Annotated in this window: 21 protein-coding genes and 3 pseudogenes; 9 read left to right on the plus strand and 15 right to left on the minus strand. The window is 70.3% G+C overall.

The window, feature by feature from the left end; all coding sequences use genetic code 11:
• Positions 1–54: 54 nt before the first annotated feature.
• A complete protein-coding gene (locus tag IPT68_RS16965) occupies positions 55–645 on the minus strand; it encodes a DUF4240 domain-containing protein (RefSeq protein WP_189701832.1) in 591 nt (196 codons plus the stop codon).
• 323 nt (positions 646–968) lie between these two features.
• On the opposite strand from IPT68_RS16965, the gene IPT68_RS16975 reads away from it, so the two are divergent.
• Both IPT68_RS16975 and IPT68_RS16980 read left to right on the plus strand, forming a co-directional pair.
• Entirely contained in the window at positions 969–1,337 is a 369-nt protein-coding gene (locus IPT68_RS16975; protein WP_189701831.1) for a hypothetical protein, read from the plus strand.
• Positions 1,338–1,728: 391 nt separating this feature from the next.
• Positions 1,729–2,388, plus strand: a complete 660-nt coding sequence (locus IPT68_RS16980; protein ID WP_228040566.1) for a TnsA-like heteromeric transposase endonuclease subunit — start codon at positions 1,729–1,731, stop codon at positions 2,386–2,388.
• A gap of 117 nt (positions 2,389–2,505) precedes the next feature.
• Here IPT68_RS16980 and IPT68_RS16985 read toward each other — a convergent pair whose 3' ends face one another.
• The gene (locus tag IPT68_RS16985) at positions 2,506–3,279 is read right to left on the minus strand and encodes an SAM-dependent methyltransferase (RefSeq protein ID WP_228039731.1); all 774 of its coding nucleotides are present in this window, start codon (positions 3,277–3,279) and stop codon (positions 2,506–2,508) included.
• A gap of 348 nt (positions 3,280–3,627) precedes the next feature.
• Between IPT68_RS16985 and IPT68_RS16990 the strand changes: the two are divergent.
• A pseudogene (locus IPT68_RS16990) lies at positions 3,628–4,181 on the plus strand (DinB family protein).
• Positions 4,182–4,360: 179 nt separating this feature from the next.
• On the opposite strand, the gene IPT68_RS16995 reads toward IPT68_RS16990, so the two are convergent.
• Together IPT68_RS16995 and IPT68_RS17000 are read right to left on the minus strand one after the other, a co-directional pair.
• Positions 4,361–4,939 (minus strand): DinB family protein, encoded by a 579-nt coding sequence (locus IPT68_RS16995; protein WP_189701829.1) that lies wholly within the window; start codon positions 4,937–4,939, stop codon positions 4,361–4,363.
• 299 nt (positions 4,940–5,238) lie between these two features.
• Positions 5,239–5,589 carry a winged helix-turn-helix transcriptional regulator gene (locus tag IPT68_RS17000; RefSeq protein WP_189701828.1) on the minus strand — a complete coding sequence of 117 codons (351 nt, stop codon included), beginning with the start codon at positions 5,587–5,589 and terminating at the stop codon, positions 5,239–5,241.
• A 55-nt stretch (positions 5,590–5,644) separates the two neighbouring features.
• Here IPT68_RS17000 and IPT68_RS17005 point away from each other — a divergent pair, with 55 nt between their 5' ends.
• The gene (locus IPT68_RS17005) at positions 5,645–6,538 is read left to right on the plus strand and encodes an NAD(P)-dependent oxidoreductase (RefSeq protein ID WP_189701827.1); all 894 of its coding nucleotides are present in this window, start codon (positions 5,645–5,647) and stop codon (positions 6,536–6,538) included.
• 39 nt (positions 6,539–6,577) lie between these two features.
• On the opposite strand, the gene IPT68_RS17010 is transcribed toward IPT68_RS17005, so the two are convergent.
• Positions 6,578–7,051 (minus strand): HAD domain-containing protein, encoded by a 474-nt coding sequence (locus IPT68_RS17010; protein WP_189701826.1) that lies wholly within the window; start codon positions 7,049–7,051, stop codon positions 6,578–6,580.
• A 188-nt stretch (positions 7,052–7,239) separates the two neighbouring features.
• Here IPT68_RS17010 and IPT68_RS17015 point away from each other — a divergent pair, with 188 nt between their 5' ends.
• Complete coding sequence (locus IPT68_RS17015; RefSeq protein ID WP_189701825.1) at positions 7,240–8,091, plus strand: nitroreductase/quinone reductase family protein; 852 nt, start codon at positions 7,240–7,242, stop codon at positions 8,089–8,091.
• Between the two features lie 55 nt (positions 8,092–8,146).
• On the opposite strand, the pseudogene IPT68_RS17020 reads toward IPT68_RS17015, so the two are convergent.
• The 4 genes and pseudogenes from IPT68_RS17020 to IPT68_RS17035 form a co-directional block, all read right to left on the minus strand.
• Positions 8,147–8,437: pseudogene (locus tag IPT68_RS17020) on the minus strand (AAA family ATPase); the annotation flags it as partial.
• A 22-nt stretch (positions 8,438–8,459) separates the two neighbouring features.
• Positions 8,460–8,744: pseudogene (locus IPT68_RS17025) on the minus strand (TetR family transcriptional regulator); the annotation flags it as partial.
• Positions 8,745–8,792: 48 nt separating this feature from the next.
• Entirely contained in the window at positions 8,793–10,991 is a 2,199-nt protein-coding gene (locus tag IPT68_RS17030; RefSeq protein ID WP_373300751.1) for an aminoglycoside phosphotransferase family protein, read from the minus strand.
• 214 nt (positions 10,992–11,205) lie between these two features.
• Positions 11,206–12,090, minus strand: coding sequence for a winged helix-turn-helix domain-containing protein (locus tag IPT68_RS17035; RefSeq protein ID WP_228039732.1), 885 nt, complete (start codon positions 12,088–12,090; stop codon positions 11,206–11,208).
• A 185-nt stretch (positions 12,091–12,275) separates the two neighbouring features.
• Here IPT68_RS17035 and IPT68_RS17040 point away from each other — a divergent pair, with 185 nt between their 5' ends.
• Entirely contained in the window at positions 12,276–12,458 is a 183-nt protein-coding gene (locus tag IPT68_RS17040; RefSeq protein ID WP_189701824.1) for a hypothetical protein, read from the plus strand.
• Here IPT68_RS17040 and IPT68_RS17045 read toward each other — a convergent pair.
• On the minus strand, positions 12,449–13,258 hold the full coding sequence (locus IPT68_RS17045; RefSeq protein WP_189701823.1) for an HAD family hydrolase: 810 nt from the start codon (positions 13,256–13,258) through the stop codon (positions 12,449–12,451). The two genes, IPT68_RS17040 and IPT68_RS17045, sit on opposite strands and share 10 nt — an antisense overlap.
• Complete coding sequence (locus IPT68_RS17050; protein WP_189701822.1) at positions 13,207–14,085, minus strand: GntR family transcriptional regulator; 879 nt, start codon at positions 14,083–14,085, stop codon at positions 13,207–13,209. The genes IPT68_RS17045 and IPT68_RS17050 overlap by 52 nt, the downstream gene beginning before the upstream one ends.
• 159 nt (positions 14,086–14,244) lie before the next feature.
• Here IPT68_RS17050 and IPT68_RS17055 point away from each other — a divergent pair, with 159 nt between their 5' ends.
• The gene (locus tag IPT68_RS17055) at positions 14,245–14,433 is read left to right on the plus strand and encodes a hypothetical protein (protein WP_189701821.1); all 189 of its coding nucleotides are present in this window, start codon (positions 14,245–14,247) and stop codon (positions 14,431–14,433) included.
• Positions 14,434–14,469: 36 nt separating this feature from the next.
• On the opposite strand, the gene IPT68_RS17060 is transcribed toward IPT68_RS17055, so the two are convergent.
• On the minus strand, positions 14,470–15,378 hold the full coding sequence (locus IPT68_RS17060; RefSeq protein WP_189701820.1) for a winged helix-turn-helix domain-containing protein: 909 nt from the start codon (positions 15,376–15,378) through the stop codon (positions 14,470–14,472).
• Positions 15,379–15,538: 160 nt separating this feature from the next.
• Between IPT68_RS17060 and IPT68_RS17065 the strand changes: the two genes are divergently transcribed.
• The gene (locus IPT68_RS17065) at positions 15,539–15,724 is read left to right on the plus strand and encodes a hypothetical protein (RefSeq protein WP_189701819.1); all 186 of its coding nucleotides are present in this window, start codon (positions 15,539–15,541) and stop codon (positions 15,722–15,724) included.
• 167 nt (positions 15,725–15,891) lie between these two features.
• On the opposite strand, the gene IPT68_RS17070 is transcribed toward IPT68_RS17065, so the two are convergent.
• Both IPT68_RS17070 and IPT68_RS17075 read right to left on the minus strand, forming a co-directional pair.
• The gene (locus tag IPT68_RS17070) at positions 15,892–17,142 is read right to left on the minus strand and encodes a GNAT family N-acetyltransferase (RefSeq protein WP_189701818.1); all 1,251 of its coding nucleotides are present in this window, start codon (positions 17,140–17,142) and stop codon (positions 15,892–15,894) included.
• Between the two features lie 59 nt (positions 17,143–17,201).
• A complete protein-coding gene (locus IPT68_RS17075) occupies positions 17,202–17,825 on the minus strand; it encodes an RsiG family protein (RefSeq protein ID WP_189701817.1) in 624 nt (207 codons plus the stop codon).
• A gap of 169 nt (positions 17,826–17,994) precedes the next feature.
• On the opposite strand from IPT68_RS17075, the gene dtd reads away from it, so the two are divergent.
• Positions 17,995–18,420, plus strand: a complete 426-nt coding sequence (gene dtd / locus IPT68_RS17080; protein ID WP_189701816.1) for a D-aminoacyl-tRNA deacylase — start codon at positions 17,995–17,997, stop codon at positions 18,418–18,420.
• A gap of 44 nt (positions 18,421–18,464) precedes the next feature.
• Here the strand turns inward: dtd and ygfZ are convergent, their stop codons facing one another.
• Complete coding sequence (gene ygfZ, locus IPT68_RS17085) at positions 18,465–19,430, minus strand: CAF17-like 4Fe-4S cluster assembly/insertion protein YgfZ (RefSeq protein ID WP_189701815.1); 966 nt, start codon at positions 19,428–19,430, stop codon at positions 18,465–18,467.

Consider the following 19,430-nt stretch of genomic DNA (forward strand, 5'->3'; position numbering starts at 1 on the left):
AGGCCCACGGGCCGACCGCTTCCCGTTTACGCACCTGCGACGCCGCCCGACTCGTTAAGCGAACGATCGAAGAGGAAACATCACGCTCAGTCTCGGCAGCTTGCGTGCTGCCTCGTCCTCACGTCGCACGTCCCACCGCTGACCGAGCGGCCCCGAACTGCCCTCTCCATCACCCTGTTCAGCCTCGACAGCCTCATAAAACGCGTCGCCGCAATCATTGTCGACACCGGTCAGGACCCCGTAGACCTCCATCGCGACATAGTCGAGAGACTCCCACCCGGGCCAGTCGTCGTTCCACATCTCCCGCGGGCGTCCCACCAAGTACTGGACCTCCGGAACGTCGGCCAGAGAGTCCGGATCAGCCAGTGCCCGGGAGAAGGCATCACGGCCGAGCCCCACCATCCACAGGCCGAAGTAGCAGAATCCGTCATCCGAACACCAGCCACCGAAGATCCGGTCCGCTGCTGCCCACAGATCCCACGTGAACGCTTCGTGCATCACTTCGTCCAAGCGCACCTGGAACTGCACGACCTCAGCCAGCGACCTTCGCGCCAATGCGCCACGCAGCCACGCGAGCCGCTCGTCCGGGCCCTGCGCCTGACGTCGGCACTCCTCGATGAGCTTCCAGAAGGAATCAATGTCCACAGCGGCACTGTGCCAGGCACCTCTGACAGTGCAGGGTCGACGAACTATGTTCGAGGAGTGGAGAATCCGGAGATCATCATCAAGCTCACCTCGGATGAGGCGCTGGTCCTGTCGGACTGGCTGGAGCAGGTGCAGATGACGGACCTCAGTCGTCTCGTCGGCGATGCGGCGGTCTGAGCACCCCTTCACCGCATTGCCGGAACGCTCGACAAGTCGCTGTCGGGGATCTTTGCGGCGGACTACGCCGAACGTCTGGAGGCGGTCCGCAGCAGGCTTCGTCCAGACCTGGGCGACAGCGCCATTGACGAGGAGGGTACGGACGCATGAAGCCCCTCTCGGAGATGACTGAACGCGAGTACTTCGTCAGCGTCGGCCAACGTCCCGGCATGTTCGTCGGCAAGACCTCCTTCCACATGCTGACCGCGTTCCTGACCGGTTATGACCAGCATGCTCTCCGGCACGGTGGGCCCGGGCTCACCGGCTGGCACGACTGGCTCGTCGCCCGTCGCCGACGCGACAGCAACCACGCCTGGCCGGGCCAAATCCTCCACATCGCCCTCCCGAACGGCTGGGACGACTTGTGGAATCTTCCGCCTGAGGACGAACAGCAGGCGACCAAGGTCCTGTTCGAGCTCCTCGACGAGTTCGCTGCCGAGCGCGAAGCAGCGCAGGACTCACAGACCTCAGGTTGAGTGAGACGCCGCACCGAACAGCGTCTCACTCAAGATGAACCACTGCCGGTCAACGCCTCGTCATGCTTCACCTCAACTGAGACGGGACACGGGCCCCCTCCACTCCGATCGCGAGCGCGCGTGACCCGTCTCGCTGAAGGTGAGCCAGTCTCGGTCCATCTGAGTCATCTGGTCTTGCGTCCCGGTCAACCTGAGCCATCTACCGGTCCGTCTCGCTGTCTGTGAGCCACTGCCGGCCTGGCTCCCCATCGTCGTTGTACGTGGTCAGCGCCGGGTGGGGGTGGCTGGTGGAGGCTGAGGGCTTCTGGCTGGAGTACGTCGACGGTCGTGGTGAGCTGCACAGCGAGCCGTTTGAGGCGATGTGGTCGACGCGTTCGAGGCTGCCGGGTAGCTGCGGTCGTTCCCGTCGTACAAGGGGCAGCGCAACTTTTCCGGCTGGTACCGGGCTGCTACCAGTGGCGAGTTGGTGGGCTTCGAGTCGTGGGTGGAGCTCGGTCATCTGATGCGGCTGGACTCGGAACCGGACGTGGTGGCCGTCGCGTCACAGCCGTTCCGGCTCCCATGGCGGCCGGGTGACCAGGCCCGGAGGGTCAGCCATACGCCGGACTGCTTCGTGCGCCGTCGGGGCGGCTCCGCCGTGGTGCTGGATGTGCGCCCTGATGACCGGATCGAGCCCGGGGATGCCGTGAAGTTCGCGGCCTCGGACGTGGCTTGCGCCGGGGTGGGCTGGGATTTCGAGCGGGTCGGCGTGCTCGATCCGGTGTTGGCGGCACATCTGCGCTGGTGGTCGGGCTACCGGCATCCGCGGGTACGGCGCGAGCCGGTGGCGGCGGGGTTGCGGGCCGTGTTCGCCCGGCCCCGGGGTCTGCTGGCCGGGACGTGTGCGGTGGGCGATCCGATTGCTGTGCTGCCGGTGCTTTTCCACTTGGTCTGGTGTCGGGAACTTGCGGTGGATTCGCAGGCGGGCCTGTTGTCGGCGGCGACGCCGGTTCGCCCGGCATCCGCAGTCGCGGGGGAGGCGAGTGGAGATGCCGGCGTCGTCGCGGGGTGATCGTCTCCGGTCGGCGGACGACCGGGAAGACCACGGCGCTGAAACAGAGCGACGGCACCCGACGCTGACAACTCGGAGCTCAGTTGATACTCCCGTTCCACCCACAATGTCGGCAGTTCAGGTTCTGGTAACCGGGACGAGGGTCAAGTACGTGATGCCAAGGATGTTGCGGTAGCCGTCAGCCCAGGACGACCGCTGGCGGTCGACTCGTTCGCGGGTCTCGGCGGCGAGTGGATGGTCCGGGTTCATGGCGAGCCAGAGTTCTGTGTCGTGGCGGTAGCCGGACTCGAACTCCTCCCACTCCTCACGGCTCGCCGACTCGATCCAGGCCGGCCGGAAGCCCGCCTCGACAGCAAGCTCGACGAGCGGTCCGAGCCGCAGGTGGTCGCCTGCGTGCGCCCCGGGCCACATCGCCGCGAGTTCCTCGTCAGTCGGGGCGCGTTCCCAGAAGCCCTCGCCCAGGACGACACGTCCGCCCGGGCGGACCAAGCGGCGCAGCTCGTGCAGTACGAAGCTGGGATCGTACGGCCGCTCGGGGTCGCACAGTGCCTGACCAGCTCCCAGGCAGAGCACCGCGTCCACGGGCCCGCGTGCCGTGCCAAGGGCCGACTCCTCGCTGAATTCGACCCGTCCGGCCAGTCCGCGCCCCTTCGCAAGGTCCCTGCCCCTGGCGAGATCCTCGGCGTTGATGTCGAGGCCCACGCCTGTCGATCCCGGGACGGACTCCAGAACCCGGAGCAGCAGTTCGCCCCAGCCGCAGCCGATATCGAGGACGGTGGAGGGCGAGACGGCGGCGAGCCGCGCGACGATGCGCCCGGCGCGGGCTTCGGAAAGCGGTCCGTGGAAGGTCAGACTGCCGAGACGCGGGGGAAGATCGGAAGCGATGGCCATGGGAGGGAACATTAGTTCTCCCCGAGTAGCGTGCCGAGCGATTTGACATCCGGCTCGACCGACCCGGACTGACTGGCCCCGCACTTGGTCTGCCCGCCGCGGATCTACCCCGATCGGCCGCACCCACAGCCTCACCCACTCGCAAGGCGGGAGCTGAACGCCGCCGTTCTCACCCCTTCAGACGGCCTCCTGCACAGGGTGCCGGGGGCCTCCTGCCCGCGGAGCTCAAGTCTCGGATTGAGCAAGACGTCGGCCCTCGCCTCGTCTTACTCAATCTGAACCACCGCAGGTCACAGCATCGCGATGACCCATCTTCATGGAGACGGGTCAAGGCGGCAGACTGCCCCCATGACAGCAACGGACGCCAAGGCCGATCTCCTCTTCTACCTGCAGTCCGCTCGCGACGCCCTGCTGTGGAAGCTGGAGGGACTTTCGGAGTACGACATCCGCCGCCCACTGACTCCCACGGGTACCAACCTCCTGGGCCTGGTCAAACACGTGGCCGGTGTGGAGTTGGGCTATCTCGGCGACACCTTCGGCCGACCCTCCGGGGAGCCGCTGCCCTGGCTCGACGAGGGTGCCGAGACGAACGCCGACATGTGGGCCACCGCCGACGAGTCACGCGAGTTCGTCGTGGACCTGTACCGCCGGGCATGGGCGCACGCGGACGCGACGATCGACGCGATGGCGCTGGACACCGTGGGCAGGGTGCCCTGGTGGCCCGACGGCAAGGACGAGGTGACGTTGCAGCACGCCGTGGTGCGCGTGATCGCCGACACGCAGCGGCACGCCGGGCATGAGGGGAGGACAACACCAGCATGCCGCCGGGCGACCCGGCGTGGTGGGAGGAGTACCGCGACCGACTGGAGCGCACGGCCCGGGAGGCCGAGCGGCGAGCGTGACGCCGGCGACACACGCGCGCGTGCGGCGGGTTCGGATGACGCGGACGCGACGCTCCCCGGCAAGGCGCGCGCGTACGGCTCCCCCGCACGCGCGCGTGCGCCGCGCCGGGCGGCGGCCGGGGTGCGGCCGCCGTCCGGGCCAGGCACTCAGCGCATGGTGGACGTGGACCCGGACGGTGTCAGGTGGACGTCTTCCCGTCGAGCGCCTCGCGCAGGATGTCCGCGTGCCCGGCGTGCTGGGAGGTCTCGGCGATGAGGTGGAGCAGCACGCCGCGCACACTGCGCACCGCTCCCGGCTCGTGCCACGGCGCCTGCGGCAGCGGGTGCGTCGCCGACAGGTCGGGTACGGAGGCGAGGACCTTCTCGGTCTCGGTGGCGACCTGCTCGTAGCGCTGGATCGCCCCGGCCAGCGTCTCGCCGGGCAGCATGTCGAAGCCGTTCTGGTGGTCGACCATCCACTGCGGGATCTCGCGTGCCGTACCGGCCGCGATGTCGCCCCAGGTGACGCCCTCGGGCAGGTCGAAGCTCATCGCCGAGGGGCCGTCGACGGCGAAACGCATCCATGCCTCCTCGACGGCGGCGACGTGCTTGATCAGCCCGCCCAGGCACAGCGCGCTGACCGTCGGGCGCTCACCGGCCTGCTCGTCACCGAGGTCGCGCGTCGTGCGGATCAGGGCGGCCCGGGCGGTCGCGAGCGCGGCGAGCAGTTCGGCCCGTTCGGAGTCGAGAGGGGAGGCGGGTTCGGTCGTGGCGGTCATGGTGATCGGGCCCTTCCGGTCGTTCTCGGTGTTCGGACGGGACCACCGTCGCAGCGATAGCGGTCAGCTCGTGACCTCTCCTGAGGTCAGTATGCGCGGCATGTCGCGTGGCACCGCCTTCCACGCCGGAGCCCGCATCCGGGCCTCCCCCGCACCCCGGACCCCGCACCCGACTGCCGGCCGTCGGCCACCGCACGCGTCGTACGCGCGCGTGCCGCGTGACCACCGCCGTCGCATACCCACTTTTTTGTGCGTACTTGGCACCGCTCGCCGCCGGAGAGAGGCTTGGTCGCGGGTGGTCAGGAGGCCGACGAGGTCGCGGTGAGGCGCTCCAGACGGCGGTGGCCCCAGTCGGAGAGGGGGGCCAGTGCCTCGGAGAGTTCGCGGCCGAAGACGGTCAGGGAGTAGACGGTCTTCAGGGGCAGCACGTCGTGCACCTCACGGTGGACGAGGCCGTCCGTCTCCATCTCGCGCAGCGCCTGGGTCAGCACCTTCTCGGTGAGGCCCGGCAGTTTCCGGCGCAGTTCGCCGGGGCGGTGCGGGCCCGACTCGAGGAGCCACAGGAGGGACGTCTTCCACTTGCCGTCGATCACCGCGATGGCGGCGGTCACTCCGCAGACGTTCGGATCCTGGGCCTGCCCGCGCGTCATCCTCGCCCCTTTTGTCGTGAATTACCCGTGGTGATCTCAAGGGAGTTGAACCAGCATGTCCACGTACGACGACCAGTCTGCCGTCACCGTGCTCGGTCTGGGGCCGATGGGCCGGGCCCTGGCCGGCGCCTTTCTGGACGCCGGTCTGCGGACCACCGTCTGGAACCGCACCCCCGGCCGGGACGCCGAGCCGGTCGCCCGGGGAGCGCTGCCGGCCGGTTCGGCCGAGGAGGCGGTCGCGGCGAGCGGCCTCGTCGTGATCTGCGTGGTGAACTACGACGCCTCCGACGCGGTCCTCCGGCAGCCCGCGGTCGCGGACGCTCTCGCGGGCCGCACGCTCGTGAACCTCACCGCCGACACCCCGGCCCGGGCCCGCGACACCGCCGGCTGGGCGGCCGGGCACGGCATCCGCTACCTGGACGGCGCGATCATGACGCCGACCACCAGCATCGGCACGCCCGAGGCGGTGTTCCTGCACAGCGGCCCCGCGGAGGTGTACCGCGCGCACAAGCCCGCCCTGGACGCGCTCGGCGGCACGCACACGCACCTCGGTGAGGACGTCGGCAGGGCGGCGGCGTACGACGTCGCCCTGCTCGACGTCTTCTGGACGGCGATGGCGGGCTACGCGCACGCCCTGGCGGTCGCCCGCGCCGAGGGCGTCACGGGACGTGAACTGGCGCCCTTCGCGCAGGGCATCGCCGCGATCCTGCCGCCGCTGTTCGAGGAGTTCGCGGGCGACGCCGACGACGGCACCTACTCCGGCGAGCTCAACCCGATCACCTCGGCGGTCTCCTCCATGGCTCACATCGTCGAGGCCTCCGAGGCCCACGGCATCGAGGCGAGCGTGATGCGCGCGGTGGAGGGCCAGGCCCGCCGTGTCATCGCCCTCGGCCACGGAACGGACGGCTTCATCCGGGTCACGGACCTGCTGAGCCGCCGGCGCCGCTGAACCGACGCGTCAGCCGCCACCGCCGCTCGACCGACGGCGTCAGCCGGCGCCCACCCACCCCGCCAGCACGGCGAAGTCCGCGTCCGTGAGCCCCACCCGGTGGTCCACACGATGTGGCAGGGCTCGTCCGGGGTGGTGCGCGGCCACCCAGTCCCGGTCGGCCGCGGTGATCTCGTCGTCGACCCAGACGAAGGGCCGGCCCGCCGCCCAGGCCACGAGCGGCCGGGTCTTCCAGTGCAGCGGGCCGAACGGTTCCACCCCCTCCGGCCAGTCCACGACCGGCAGCGGGGGCAGGCCGAGCCAGGGCGCCATGACCTCGTTCGCCTCGTCCTGCCAGGAGGTGGCCCACACCAACTCGCAGCCCAGCGCCAGCAGTCGGGGCCCGAGGGCCGGATCGACCCTGTTCAGCAGCGGGTGGGCGGCGCCCCGCCCGGAGGGCGTCTCGTACACCGGATACGGATTCGCCGACCCGAACGGGAGCAGCGTCCCGTCGATATCCAGGAAGAGGAGCATCGCGCCTAGGTTAGTGTGCTGTTCATGACTGCCGGGTTTGCGGCCACGTGCCGCGAGCGAGTTGGGTGCCCGGCCTCTGAATGAGGCCGTGGCGGGCCCGGAGCCCGCCGATCTCTCTCTGCGCGTTCAGCGTTCGTCCACCGGACACCAACGACGATCACCACCAGAGAGAGAAGAGAACAACGAGCATGTCCAACGACGTCGTCAACGACTTCAACCAGCAGGTCATCGAGGAGTTCCGCGCCAACCGGGGCCGCGTCGGCGGCTACTTCGAGGGCGCCCGGCTGATCCTGCTCACCACCACCGGCGCCCGCTCCGGCGCCGAGCACACCACCCCCCTCGCCTATCTGCCCGACGGCGCCGACCGCATCCTGGTCATCGCCTCCGCGGGCGGCGCCCCCAGGCACCCGGCCTGGTACCACAACCTGCTCGCCCATCCGCAGGTCACCGTGGAGAGCGGCGCGTTCACCCATCAGGCACGGGCCGTGGTGCTGGAGGGCGAGGAGCGCGACCAGGCCTTCGCGCGGGCCGTCGAGGCGGACGAGGGCTGGGCGGCGTACCAGCAGAAGGCGGGGCGGGTGATACCCGTGGTGGCGCTCCACCAGATCGCGGGCAACGGCCCTGGGCACATCAATGCCGGTTCCATGGGTGAAGCGCTCAAGGTCGTTCACGATGCCTTCCGGCGCGAACTCGCGCTCATCCGGCAGGAGATGGCCAAAGGCACGGAGAACGGCGGCGCGCTCGGCGTCCAGCTGCGCGTCAACTGCCTCACCTTCTGCCACGGACTGCACAACCACCACACCGGCGAGGGCCTCGGCCTGTTCCCGTTCCTCGCCGAGCGCCACCCCGCGGCCGCCCCCGCCATCGACCGCCTCCGCGAGGAGCACGAGCGCATCGCGGCCCTGGTCGAGGACCTGCGCACGGCGATCGCCACCGAGGACGTGGCCACCGCCCGCAGCGAGGTCGAGCGACTCACCGGGGAACTGGAGGCCCACCTGACCTACGAGGAGGAGCAACTGCTCCCCCTGCTCGACGCCTGACCCCTCGAACAGCGCCTCCGGGAAGACCCCGGGGGCGCCGCTCCCCGGCATCGGCTCAGAACGGCAGCACGCGCGCGTGCACGACGTCCAACCGCGACACCGCCCGCGTCAGCACCACATACAGCTGGTGCAGCCCCCGCCCCTCCGCCTGCTCCCCCTCCACGATCGCCGCCGGCTCCACGGCGACGCCATGGTCGTACTCCAGCCCTTCGACCACACTCGCCGGCACCGCCGTCACCCGCGCGGCGAGCTCCTCTGGCCCCGCCGCGTCGATCCCGGCCGCCGCGAGCGCCTCCCGCACCCACCCGGCGTCCGCGTTCGCCACGACCACCCCCACCGACCCCTCCCCCGCCCCAGAGCGTCCCGCCCGGCTCGTCGTTCAGCCCGGTGACCGGATCGAACCGCTCCAGCCCGTCCAGGAAGTGCCGCCGCAGTGCGACGAGCGGCGCCTCGGCCGCTTCGAAGACCACCCGCGCCGCCTCCCCCTCGTGATCGGCGATCTGGTGCAGGACGAGGTCCTCCTTGGCCGGGAAGTACCGGAACAGGGTCGGCTTGGAGATCTCGGCCGCCGCGGCGATCTCGGCGACGGACACGGCGTCGAACCCCTTCTCCAGGAACATCCTGGCCGCGAGGTCCGACACCACCTGGTACATCCGCTGCTTCTTGCGCTCGCGCAGCCCGACCTCTGCGCTGGGTCGAGCCTACGGGCCGGTCCCCGGGCGTCGCCGCCGTCCGGGACCCGCGAGGGCACTCACCAGCAGGGGGTTGGCCTTCGGCAGCCCGAGTGAACCCGTCGCCGCCTCCAGGGTCATCGCGTACGAGTCCACCGCACGGCGGACGTTCGGGGCGTCCAGGCTCGCGCCGGTCACCAGGCGGTCCAGATCCACGTACGCCGACCGCACGATCTCGATCCACCGGTAGACCCGCCAGTCCCTGCGCCACTCACGGGTGTACTCGGGGTCCAGCCTGCTCTCCCAGCGGCGGAACATGCGGTCCCGGATCTCCGGCCGGGTCCGGGTGAGATGCATGTGCCGGACCAGGTCGTACAGGGGGTCGCCGACCAGCGCCATCTCCCAGTCGATGATCGTCAGCGCCAGCCGGTCGTGGCGGCGTACGAGGTTCCACGGGTTCAGGTCCCCGTGCAGCAGCGCCGGCTTCCGCCGGGTCACCTCGTTCCGGGCGAGGATCTCGCTCAGGCGGGAGGCCTCGGGCAGGCCCAGCTCCCGGGCGAGCCGCCGCAGTTCCGGCGGCAGGTCGCGCACCAGGGTGACGAGCGACTCGCACAGCCAGGAGTGGAACGCCCCCTCGCCGGCCAGCGGGTCGACCCGCTTGTAGTCCACCTTGCTGAGTTCGCAGAGCTGGTCGACGAGACCGTCCGCCTCGCGCGGCAGCAGCCCGTGCACCGGGTGCTGGGGCGGCTCGTCGATGTCGTGCGAACCGACGTAGGTGTGGATGGTGAAATGCTCCCCTTCGTGGTCCCGGCCCAGCGCGAGCGCTCTGGGGGCCGCCACCTGGATCCGCGACTCCTCGATGGCGCTCAGCACGGCGTGCTCGCTGAGATAGCGGGGCTCCCGCGGGTTCACGTTGGCCCTCTTGCGGCGGACCACCACGGGGAAGTCGACGCCGTCCACCAGGACCACGGAGTTGAGGTGCGCGGTGCCCTTGAAGACCCGGCCGGCCGGTGCGGCGCCCTCCTCGCGCAGGGCCTCCGCCACCGCCTCGCGAGGAAAGTCCGGGCGCTCCGGCACCCGCTCGTCCGGCTCCCAGTGGAAGGCCCTCGGCACCCGCCCCCGGCCGCGGCGGGAGGCGCGCCACCGGTAGAGGATGGACTCGATCTCGGAAGGGCCCGGCAGATTGCTGAGCCGCAGCGGGTCGGCCGCCGACGTCAGGGCCCGGTGCACCGCCGCTGTCGCGTCGTCCAGGCTCTTCTGGTCGAACGAATCCTCGAGCCCGTCCACGGCACGCATCACGTCCGGATAGACGGACTGCGCATGTTCGAAGTCGATGTAGTGGCGCAGGTCCTTGGCCAGGCCGTTGACGGCCGACGGGCGGACCGCCCCCATGGCCTCGGCCCACGCGTCGATCACCTCGTCCCACTGGAAGGACGGGTACCGCATGCGCACGAGGTGGGTCGCGAGATCGTGCAGCGGGTCGCCGTAGCTGGCCAGTTCCCAGTCGACGCAGATGAGCGGCGGATCCCCGTCGTACGACACGATCAGGTTGTCCCGGTGGAGGTCCGCGTGCAGCAGGCTGTACGGCCGCCGCGCCATGGCCGGCACCCGCTCACCCAACCGGAGCAGGGCGTCCTCCGGGATGCCGAGGGCCTTGAACAGTCCACCGAAGGCAGTCCAATTGGGCTGCCGGATCTGCCGGTCCGCGAGGTGGACGAGGGTCCGGAGGAAGGCCTGGCTGTCCGTGTCGTTGCCGGGCCAGTGCCCCGGCAGGGGCGGCAGCGCTCCGCGCCGCACCTGAGCCGTCTGGGCGACCAGCCGGGCCAGCTCTCTTATCAGCAGCGCGTCGACCGGCTTGTCGTTGCCGCAGACGCTGGACAGGGGGACACCCTCCACAAAGCTGTGGAGGGCGAAGCCGTCGCCCTGGGCCAGGCACTGAGGCACGTGCGGCAGGACCCCCCGAATGGCATCGAGGATCTGCGCCTCGTCCTGCCAGGTCCTGATCACCACGGGCAGCGCGTCGCTGCGCCGGACCCGTACGGTCACCGGCGTGCCGGCCTCGCGGTTCAGCAGGGACGCCAGCTTCCCCGGCAGCGGGACCAGGTAGTTGCGGTTGTGGTGCCCGCTGATCATCTGCCCGTGCGCCTCGGCGTAGGCCACGAACTCCGTGACGGCGGCGTCGGGCGAGCGCTCCCCCTGGGCGGTACGAGGATGAGGAGGTGCGCCCACTGGCCGCTCCGAGATCGTTCACAGGATGGATGGGTACGGCAACGCTAGAGGTCAGCAGACACCCGTACGGCCCGGGCCGCGCGTCGGGTGGGCACAACGGGTGGTGTGCGACTCGTCCGGCGGGAGGCCGTGCGGCGGGCCGGTTCGCCGTGCCACACGGATGTTCGAGAGCGATTGCTCATACGGTGCGGGCATGCTAGCGCACTTGCACCGCTCAGCCTTGCTCGGTCAGGTGGTCCCACACCGAGTCGAACCACGCCTGCATGCTGGCCACGAACACCGATCCCGGCGAGTCCGGATCCGCGTCCTTGACGTGGTGCGTCAGCGTGGCGCCGAGGCCCAGGACGTCCAGGGCGACGACCTTCCGGCCGTCCGCCAGCTCCAGCTGACGTTGCATCACCTCGTACGGGCCGTGCAGTGCCTCGGTGCCGTTGAGGAGGTAGAGCTTGAACGCCGGCGTCAGCGGTGCGTGGCGGATCCGCACGTCGACGTCCGGCACCAGGCCCTCCGTCGCCAGATCCGCCAGCACACCCCGCAGCGACGCGGTGTGGTGCTCGGTGATGGCGTTCAGACGGGCCCGCATCAGCGGGTCGTCGGTGTCGTCCTTGACGCGCGGATAGGGCAGCGGCAGCGTCCTGGAGGGCAGGAGCATCCGCAGGGCGATGTGCTGGGGGGCGATGAAGCCGCCGCGGATGCGCTCCGCCTGCAGCCGGATGTGCGTGTCCAGGGTCTCGGACGTCAACGTGTAGACGTCCAGCGACACTTCCGGCCGCTCGAAGGCCTCGCTGATGAGCGGTTCGAGGGTGACGCCCCGGCGTGACCTGGTCGCCCTGGCCGTCGAGGACTGTATGCGCTGGGTCTTCACGACCCGCGACCCGCTGCCCTGCTTGGACTCGATCCAGCCCTCGTCGGCCAGTTCGCGCAGGGCTCGCTGGACGGTGTCCCGCGAGACGCCGAACTCGTCGGCGAGGTGGCGCTGCGAGGGCAGGAAGGAGCGCAGGGGGTACGTCCCGTCCGTCATCCGGGCCCGCAGCTCGTCGGAGAGCCGCTGGAACTCCCTGCCACCGCCGTCGCCCGCTCGGGGCCGCCGAACGCTCACCGGTCGACCGTACCGCCTACCGCATGCCGTCCACCAGCCCACCAATTCCGGTCAACTCATCGATGAATCCGACGGGTTGGTTAAGCGATCGGACGGGCCGGGGAGACCCACACCAAGCAACCAGTCCAATTGGACTGGTACCTGATCGCTTCACCGTAAGTGGAGGGGAGGTGGAGGGAATGTGGATGCTTCTGCTTCAGGCATCGCGGGGACTCCTGGAGGTCTTCATCGGCCTGCTGGCGCAGACACGGCTCGGCCTGGTGGGCGTGGCGCTCCTGTTCCTCATCGGCGTGGGCATACGGGCACGCCACAGCGGTGTGGCCGTGGGGGCCGTCGTGGTGCTGGCGCTGCTGATGACTCAGGCCTGACCCCGCACCGCATCCAGCACCGTCTCCAGCGAGCCGACGACGTCGGTGGCGCCGGCGTCGCGGAGCAGTTTCTCCTTGGCCCTGTTACGCGCGTAGCCGAGAAACGGAACGTCGGCCCGCCGCGCGGCCTCCAGGTCGGAGGGTGTGTCGCCGATCATCAGCGCGGCCGAGGGAGCCGCGCCGAGCGCGTGCAGGGCGCGGTTGAGGCAGTGCGGGTCGGGCTTGAGGTGCCGCAGTTCCCGGGTGCGGCCGTAGACGTGCGGCGCGAAACAGCCGAGCAGGCCGCGGCTCGTCAGGTACTCGCGGACCACGCGGGGGGAGTTGTTGGTGGTGATCGCCAGCCGGGATCCCACGGCCGTCCAGGTGCGTATCAACGGGTCGGCGTACGCGGTGGGCATCGCCAGGGGTGCGGCCTTCAGTTCCTCTTTGGTGAGACGTTCCTCCAGCTCGGCCACCAGGTCACTGCCGCGCTGGCGCAGGTCGACGGCGCGCAGAACGGCATGCGGGTCAAGGGACTGGCGCTCCTGCTCCGTCAGCAGCCCGTGCAGCCCTCGGCCCTCCAGCCACTCCACGAGGTCGCTCGCCACGCCCTCCGCCGAGTGGCCGGCGAAGAGCCGGCAGACCGGGCCGTCGAAGTCCCAGAGGACGACGCGTGCGCGTGCGACCAGGGCCCGCACCCGTTCGGTGTCGTCGCGGGTCTGTGGGGCCGCCGATGTCACCTGATCAGTCTGGGTCGTATCAGAAGTCACTAGGAGAGTGTCAGGTCCGTCGTGATGGTTTCCCAGAGTGCGTCGAACCACATCTGCGATTGCTCCACGAAGGCCGCGTCCCGGCGGCCGGCTTCCTGCTCGAACGAGAACAGGAGGGACTCGGTGCCCAGGACGTCGTACATGTCCAGGGGGCCGCTGCCGTCGTCCTCGGCGCGGCGGGTGACCATGTAGTACGCGATCAGGGCCTCGCGGCCGTTGAGCAGGTACAGCTTCACCGGCGGCGTGAACGGCAGCGCCCGGAAGGTGACGCGGACGTCGATGCCGTGCGAGGTGCGCAGGGCGCGGAGGTTGTGCTGGAGCACCTGCCCCTGGGCGTTGCGCATCGCGAGCCAGCGCTGGTGGACCGGGTCGTCGTCACCGCCTCCCTCCACCGAGATCGGGAAGGCGAGGTTGATGTCCCGGGAGGGCAGCAGGATGCGGGCGTCGACGGACTCGGGGCGGACGCGGCCCTCGTGGATCGCGCGGACGGGCTCGCTCAGGGCCAGCATCAGGGTCTCGGCGGTCAGGCAGGCGGCGTCGATGCGGACGTGCGGCTCGGAGAAGGCCGCCGTCAGGCGGGGCGCGAGGCCAACCATCGTGGGCTGGGGCTCGCTGCTCGCCACGGCGGGCTCCGCGATGCGCGGCGGGCTGCCCTTGCTGACGTTGCTGAGGAGGCCGGCGTCCTGCAGGAGGCGCAGCGCCTGGCGCACGGTGCCGCGCTCCACGCCGAACTCCTCGGCCAGCTCGGCCTGGGTGGGCAGGCGGTCGCCCGCCTTGAGGTCGCCGCTGCGGATGCGGTCCCGCAGGGTGTCGGCGATCTCCTGGGGCGAGAGCCTTCTGCTGCCGTTCACTGCCACGTTCTCCTGAGTCACGACCAAACGCTACAACTCAAAACCATCTAACGGCAGTTGCCTGCGAGTTGTTTATGGATATCTGCCAAGTGGGGACAACTCAAGCAGAGTTGGTTGCCAACTTCCCGCTACTTCACCCGAGTTGGCGGAAGCTTTGCCTCCCCGGCAGCCCGAAGGGGGAACACCGTGCCAGCCCTCGCTCTCCTCTCCGCGGTCTTCGTCGTCGGCTTCGAGCAGATCGTCGCATGGCAGTACGGCGCCACCGGTGTGGTCGGTCTGCTCCTGCTCACCATAGGCATCAAGGCCAAGAGCCCGGCCGTCAGCTCCATCGGGGCGGTCGTGCTCGCACTCCTCGTGACCGGCCCCGCCATGTGACCGGCCCGCAATCCCGTGCCGCAACCCAGGGAGGCGTCAGTTCGTGAGCACCAACTCCGAACTGATCGTCTCCCACAGTGCGTTGAACCACAGGTGCGACTGCTCCACGAACGCCGCGTCACGCAGGCCGGCCCCCTGCTCGAAGGCGAACAGGATCGACCGGGTGCCCTCGGCGTCGTACAACTGGAGCTGCTCCTGGTCGATCTGCTCCTCACGGCGCTTGAGCGTGTAGTACGCGAACAGCGCCTCCGAGCCGTTGAGCAGGTACAGCTTCACCGGTGGCGTGAACGGCAGCGCCCGGAAGGAGACGCGGACGTCGATCCCGTGCGTGGAGCGCAGCGCCAGCAGGTTGTGCTGGAGCACCTGCCCCTGGGCGTTGCGCATCGCGAGCCACCGCTGGTGCAGCCGATCGGCGTCCGCCGGGTCCACCGCCACCGGGAAGGCGAGGTCGATGTCCCGGCTGGGCAGCAGGACCCGCACGTCGACCTTGGCCGGTTTCAGCTCACCCGCGTGGATCCGGCGCAGCGGCTCGCCGATCGAGAGCGTGAGCGATATCGAGGTCAGGCACAGGGCGTCGATCTCCACGTGCGGCGCCGCGAAGGCGGCCGCTATCCGGGGGGCGAGGGCCACGGTGGTGGGCTGCGGCGGGGCCGCCGGGCCGGTCAGCGCCCGGTCGGGATCGGGCGCCACCGTCGCCGGGCTCCCTTTGGACACGTTGGTGAGCAGCTGCTCCTGGTGCAGGATGCGCAGGGCATGCCGGACCGTCCCCCGATCCACGCCGAACTCGTCGGCGAGCTGGGCCTGCGTGGGCATGCGCTGGCCCGGCTTCAGGATCCGGGCCCTGATCCGGGCGCGCAGTTCGTCGGCCACCTCGTGGTGTGACATCTGTGTCGGCTGTGGCCTCTTCCGCCCATTGACGGAGACGTGTTCCCGGTCCACAACCAAACACTACAACTTCCCGCCATCTTGCGGCAGTTCAGAAGTAGGTGGTTATGAGACGCTTCCAAGTGGAGATAAGTACAGTGAAGTTGGTCGCCAACTTCGGCAACATGGTCAATAGTCTCGAGGGTTGGCCACCAGGGCGGAACTTTCGAAGGGGGACCGAATGCCGCTCATCGCCATCGTCATCGCCACCCTGGCCATCGGGGTCGAACAGTTCGTCCAGTGGAAGTTCGGACCGATGGGCCTCGTCGCCCTGGTCGCGCTCACCATCGGGATCAAGGCCAAGAACACCATGATCGGCGGCATCGGAGCAGTGCTCCTGGTGATGCTGCTCGCCCAGACGGGCTGACCGGGCTCCCTTCCGGAGGGGAGCCGGGAGCTCGGTCGGTCGGCACAGCCACAACTACACAGCGACAACTGAACAGCGACAACTGAACAAGCAGAGGGATCAGTCACAACTGAAGAGCACGCTACGGATAGCGGATACGTCCACCCGTCCCCGTCAGACAGGAGCACTCAGAACAGGTCCGGGCACCAAGGCCGCCTGGACGTGCGCAGCAGGGCGTCGGCCGAACGGGCGGCGCCCGCTCGTTCTTCCCGCACCCGGCCCAGCGCCGCCAGCCGCACCACCGACTCGCCGCCCAGCCACAGCGCCGCGAGATCACCGACGTCCAGCGTGAGATCGGCGCTCCGCGTGCTCGGCACGCAGGACGCGCCCTGCTCCGACGCCTCCAGCCGGTACCGCCCGCCGGCGAGCCCTCCCGCGTCCACGACCTCCAGCACCAGCGAACCCGAGCCCTCGTACGTCCGCGCCTCCAGCGCCCGTACGACGTCCAGCAGCCGCACCCACAGCCAGTCGGCCTGCATGGTCAGCCGGGCGGCACGCGGGTCCGGCAGGAACAGCGGCAGCAGGTCGTCCGGGGCCCGCCAGCCCGACTTCACCTGCGTGATCCAGTCGATCGAGCACAGGAAGTGCCACAGGGCGCGCTCGGCGGCCGGCGTCACCGCTATCAGCCAGTTAACGTCGGCCGTGTTCTGCGGCTGCTTGCCGTGCCACGTGTCGTCGGACTCGTAGGAGACCAGACCCTCGACCTCACCCGTGGCCGAGCGGTACAGGGCGTAGTACGGCTCGGTCCAGGAGCTGCCGACGCGTGCGGCGCCGGTGTTGATCCGCCACCACAGCTCGTTGCGGCTGACCGCGCCGGGCTGGGCCCGGCGCAGGCGTTCGTGCAGGTCCGGGCCGAGCTTGCGGACGTCCTCGGCGTCCACCAGGTCGATCCGCCCGCCGTCCTGCGGCCCCGACCAGCGGCGGTCGAGGCCGGTCCGCGGCACGTCGACGGTCCACTCGGCGGCCCAGGTGGCCGGGCCGAAGCCGTAGCGGCCGTAGATGGGGTACTCGGCGGCGATGAGCGTCGCGACGACGTCGCCGCGCTCCTTCGCCGCCGCCAGGTCCCGGGTCATCATGCGGCTGAGCAGGCCGCGGCGCCGGTGCGTGGGGCTGACCGTGACGTTGGAGACGGCGTCGGCGGGCACGAAGGCGCCGCCCACGGCCGTGACCTCCTGCGCGAAGGAACGGAACGTGGCCACGCACCGCTCCCCGTCGAACGCCCCGAGCAGCCGCCCCGGCACGAACTGGGCCCGTCGTGCGTCGAGCTGTTCCTCGCTCAGCGTGGGCCGTTGCAGGAACCCGACACTCATGGCCCGCTGCCAGTCCGCGAACTCGGCTTCGGTGATCGGGCGTACGGGCAGTTCGTCGTGGCGCGTCATAGCTGCACGGTAGGCAGACGACGGGGCGGGTGTCTCGGGTTTTTCCCGCCCCGGCGCCGTCACATCAACAGGTCGTCGACCTGCGCCTCCCCCTCCCGGTACCGCCGCGCGATCTCCGCGCTGCACTCGTCGGCGGTCCGCTGCAGCCGCTGCCGCCGCCGGGACACCTGCTGCTCGTAGCGCACGAGCCGCCCCATCGCGGTGGTCAGTTCCAGGTCGGTGCGCGCGTCCAGCGCGGACAGCTCGACCTCGGCCAGCATGTCCGCGGCCAGCCGCCGGTACTCCTCGTTGTGCGGGGTGCCCAGCGTCACGTGGCGCGCGGAGGAACGGTGCCGGGCCGGGGCGTCCGTGAGGATCTCCGGCAGCCGGGCGACGACGGACGCCTCCACCGCCTCCGTGTCCACCGGGGACTCCTGCCCCCGGCGCGCCAGCTCCGCGCGCAGGATGTCGATCCGCCCCTGGAGCAGCCGCCGTACGTAGCTGAGATCGGCCTCGTCGCGCTGGGCGTCCCGGCGCAGGGCGCGCAATTCGGCCAGGTTGAGCGCGGTCAGATCGTGCGCGGGCGGATCGGGCGGCAGCTGCGGGCTGTCGGTGCGTTGCACGGGTGGCCGGAGTGACTCTCCGGCTCCCGCGTGGGTCAACGAGACAGCCCCAGGCGGCTGCCCGGTACTCGGTGTTCTCATGTGCCTCTACCGTCCCCTCGACCGGCGTGTGGCAGCATCGTGCCACCCCAAGTGGCCACTATGTGACCGAGTGCCCCCGAACAGCCCCAGATGGGGGCTAAGGGATCAAAAAGAATGCTGGTACGGACCACTGGCGAAGCCCGGCGACGGCGCCCGGCATGATGGTCGTATGCGTGCAGTGGTGCAGAGGGTGGACGGCGCGAGCGTCGTCGTTGACGGCGAGACCGTCGGGGAGGTCACCGGCGAGGGGCTGTGCGTCCTGGTCGGCGTGACGCACGAGGACACCAAGGAGAAGGCGGCCCAGCTCGCCCGCAAGCTGTGGTCGCTGCGGATGCTGCCCGACGAGAAGTCGTGCAGCGACATCGACGCCCCGCTCCTCGTGATCAGCCAGTTCACCCTGTACGGCGACGCCCGCAAGGGCCGTCGCCCCACCTGGAACGCCGCCGCTCCCGGCGACGTGGCCGAGCCGCTGGTCGACGAGGTGGTCGCGCAGCTGCGCGCCCTGGGGGCGACGGTGGCGACGGGCCGGTTCGGCGCGCAGATGCGGGTCTCGCTGACGAACGACGGCCCGTTCACGGTCCTGCTGGAGATCTAGTGCCGGGGCACCAAGAACCTGCCGGCCGGGCCGCAGGGCCGCCCCTACGGCTCGACGACGACTTCCTGGGCGGCGGCCGTCGTGTCGGCCACCAGCCGCGCGTCCACCGGCACGTTCCGCTTCACCAGCGCCAGCGCCACCGGACCCAGCTCGTGGTGCCGTACGGACGTCGTCACGAAGCCGATCCTGCGACCGTCGGGGCCCTCGTCCGCGAGCCGCAGTTCGGTGCCGTGCGGCGGCAGGTGCACCTCGCTGCCGTCGAGGTGGAGGAAGACCAGCCGGCGCGGCGGCTTGCCGAGGTTCTGCACCCGGGCGACCGTCTCCTGTCCCCGGTAGCAGCCCTTCTGCAGATGCACCGCGGTGCCGATCCAGCCCAGCTCGTGCGGGATGGTGCGGTGGTCGGTCTCGAAACCGAGCCGGGGCCGGTGTTGCTCGACGCGCAGGGCCTCGTACGCCAGGATCCCGGCCGCGGGCCCGGCCTTCGCGGCGTACGCCTCCAGGTCGGCGCGGGGCAGGAACAGGTCGCGGCCGTGCGCCGTCTCCCGTACGACGACCCCCTCCGGCACCTCGGTGATGGAACCGGCGGGGAGGTGGACGACCGCGTAGTCGCCGGTGCGGTCGGCGACCTCGACCCGGTAGAAGAACTTCATCGACTCCAGGTAGGCGATCAGCGCGTCCTGGGTGCCGGGTTCGACGTGGGCCCAGACGGTCGTGCCGTCGTCCACGAGGTAAAGCGCGTGTTCGATGTGGCCGTGCGCGGACAGGACCAGCGCCTCGGTGGCCTCACCCGCGGGCAGCTCGCTGACGTGCTGGGTGAGCAGCAGATGCAGCCAGCTCAGCCGGTCCTCGCCGGAGACGGTGACGACCCCTCGGTGCGAGAGGTCGACGAAACCGGTGCCGTCGGCGAGGGCACGCTGCTCGCGGAACAGGTCGCCGTAGTGGGCGGCGACACCTTCGTCCACCCCTTCGGCGGGGACGGCGCCGGGCAGGGACAGCAGGGGGCTCTTCAT

This window comes from Streptomyces chromofuscus (genome assembly GCF_015160875.1).
In the GTDB taxonomy this organism is placed as follows: domain Bacteria; phylum Actinomycetota; class Actinomycetes; order Streptomycetales; family Streptomycetaceae; genus Streptomyces; species Streptomyces chromofuscus.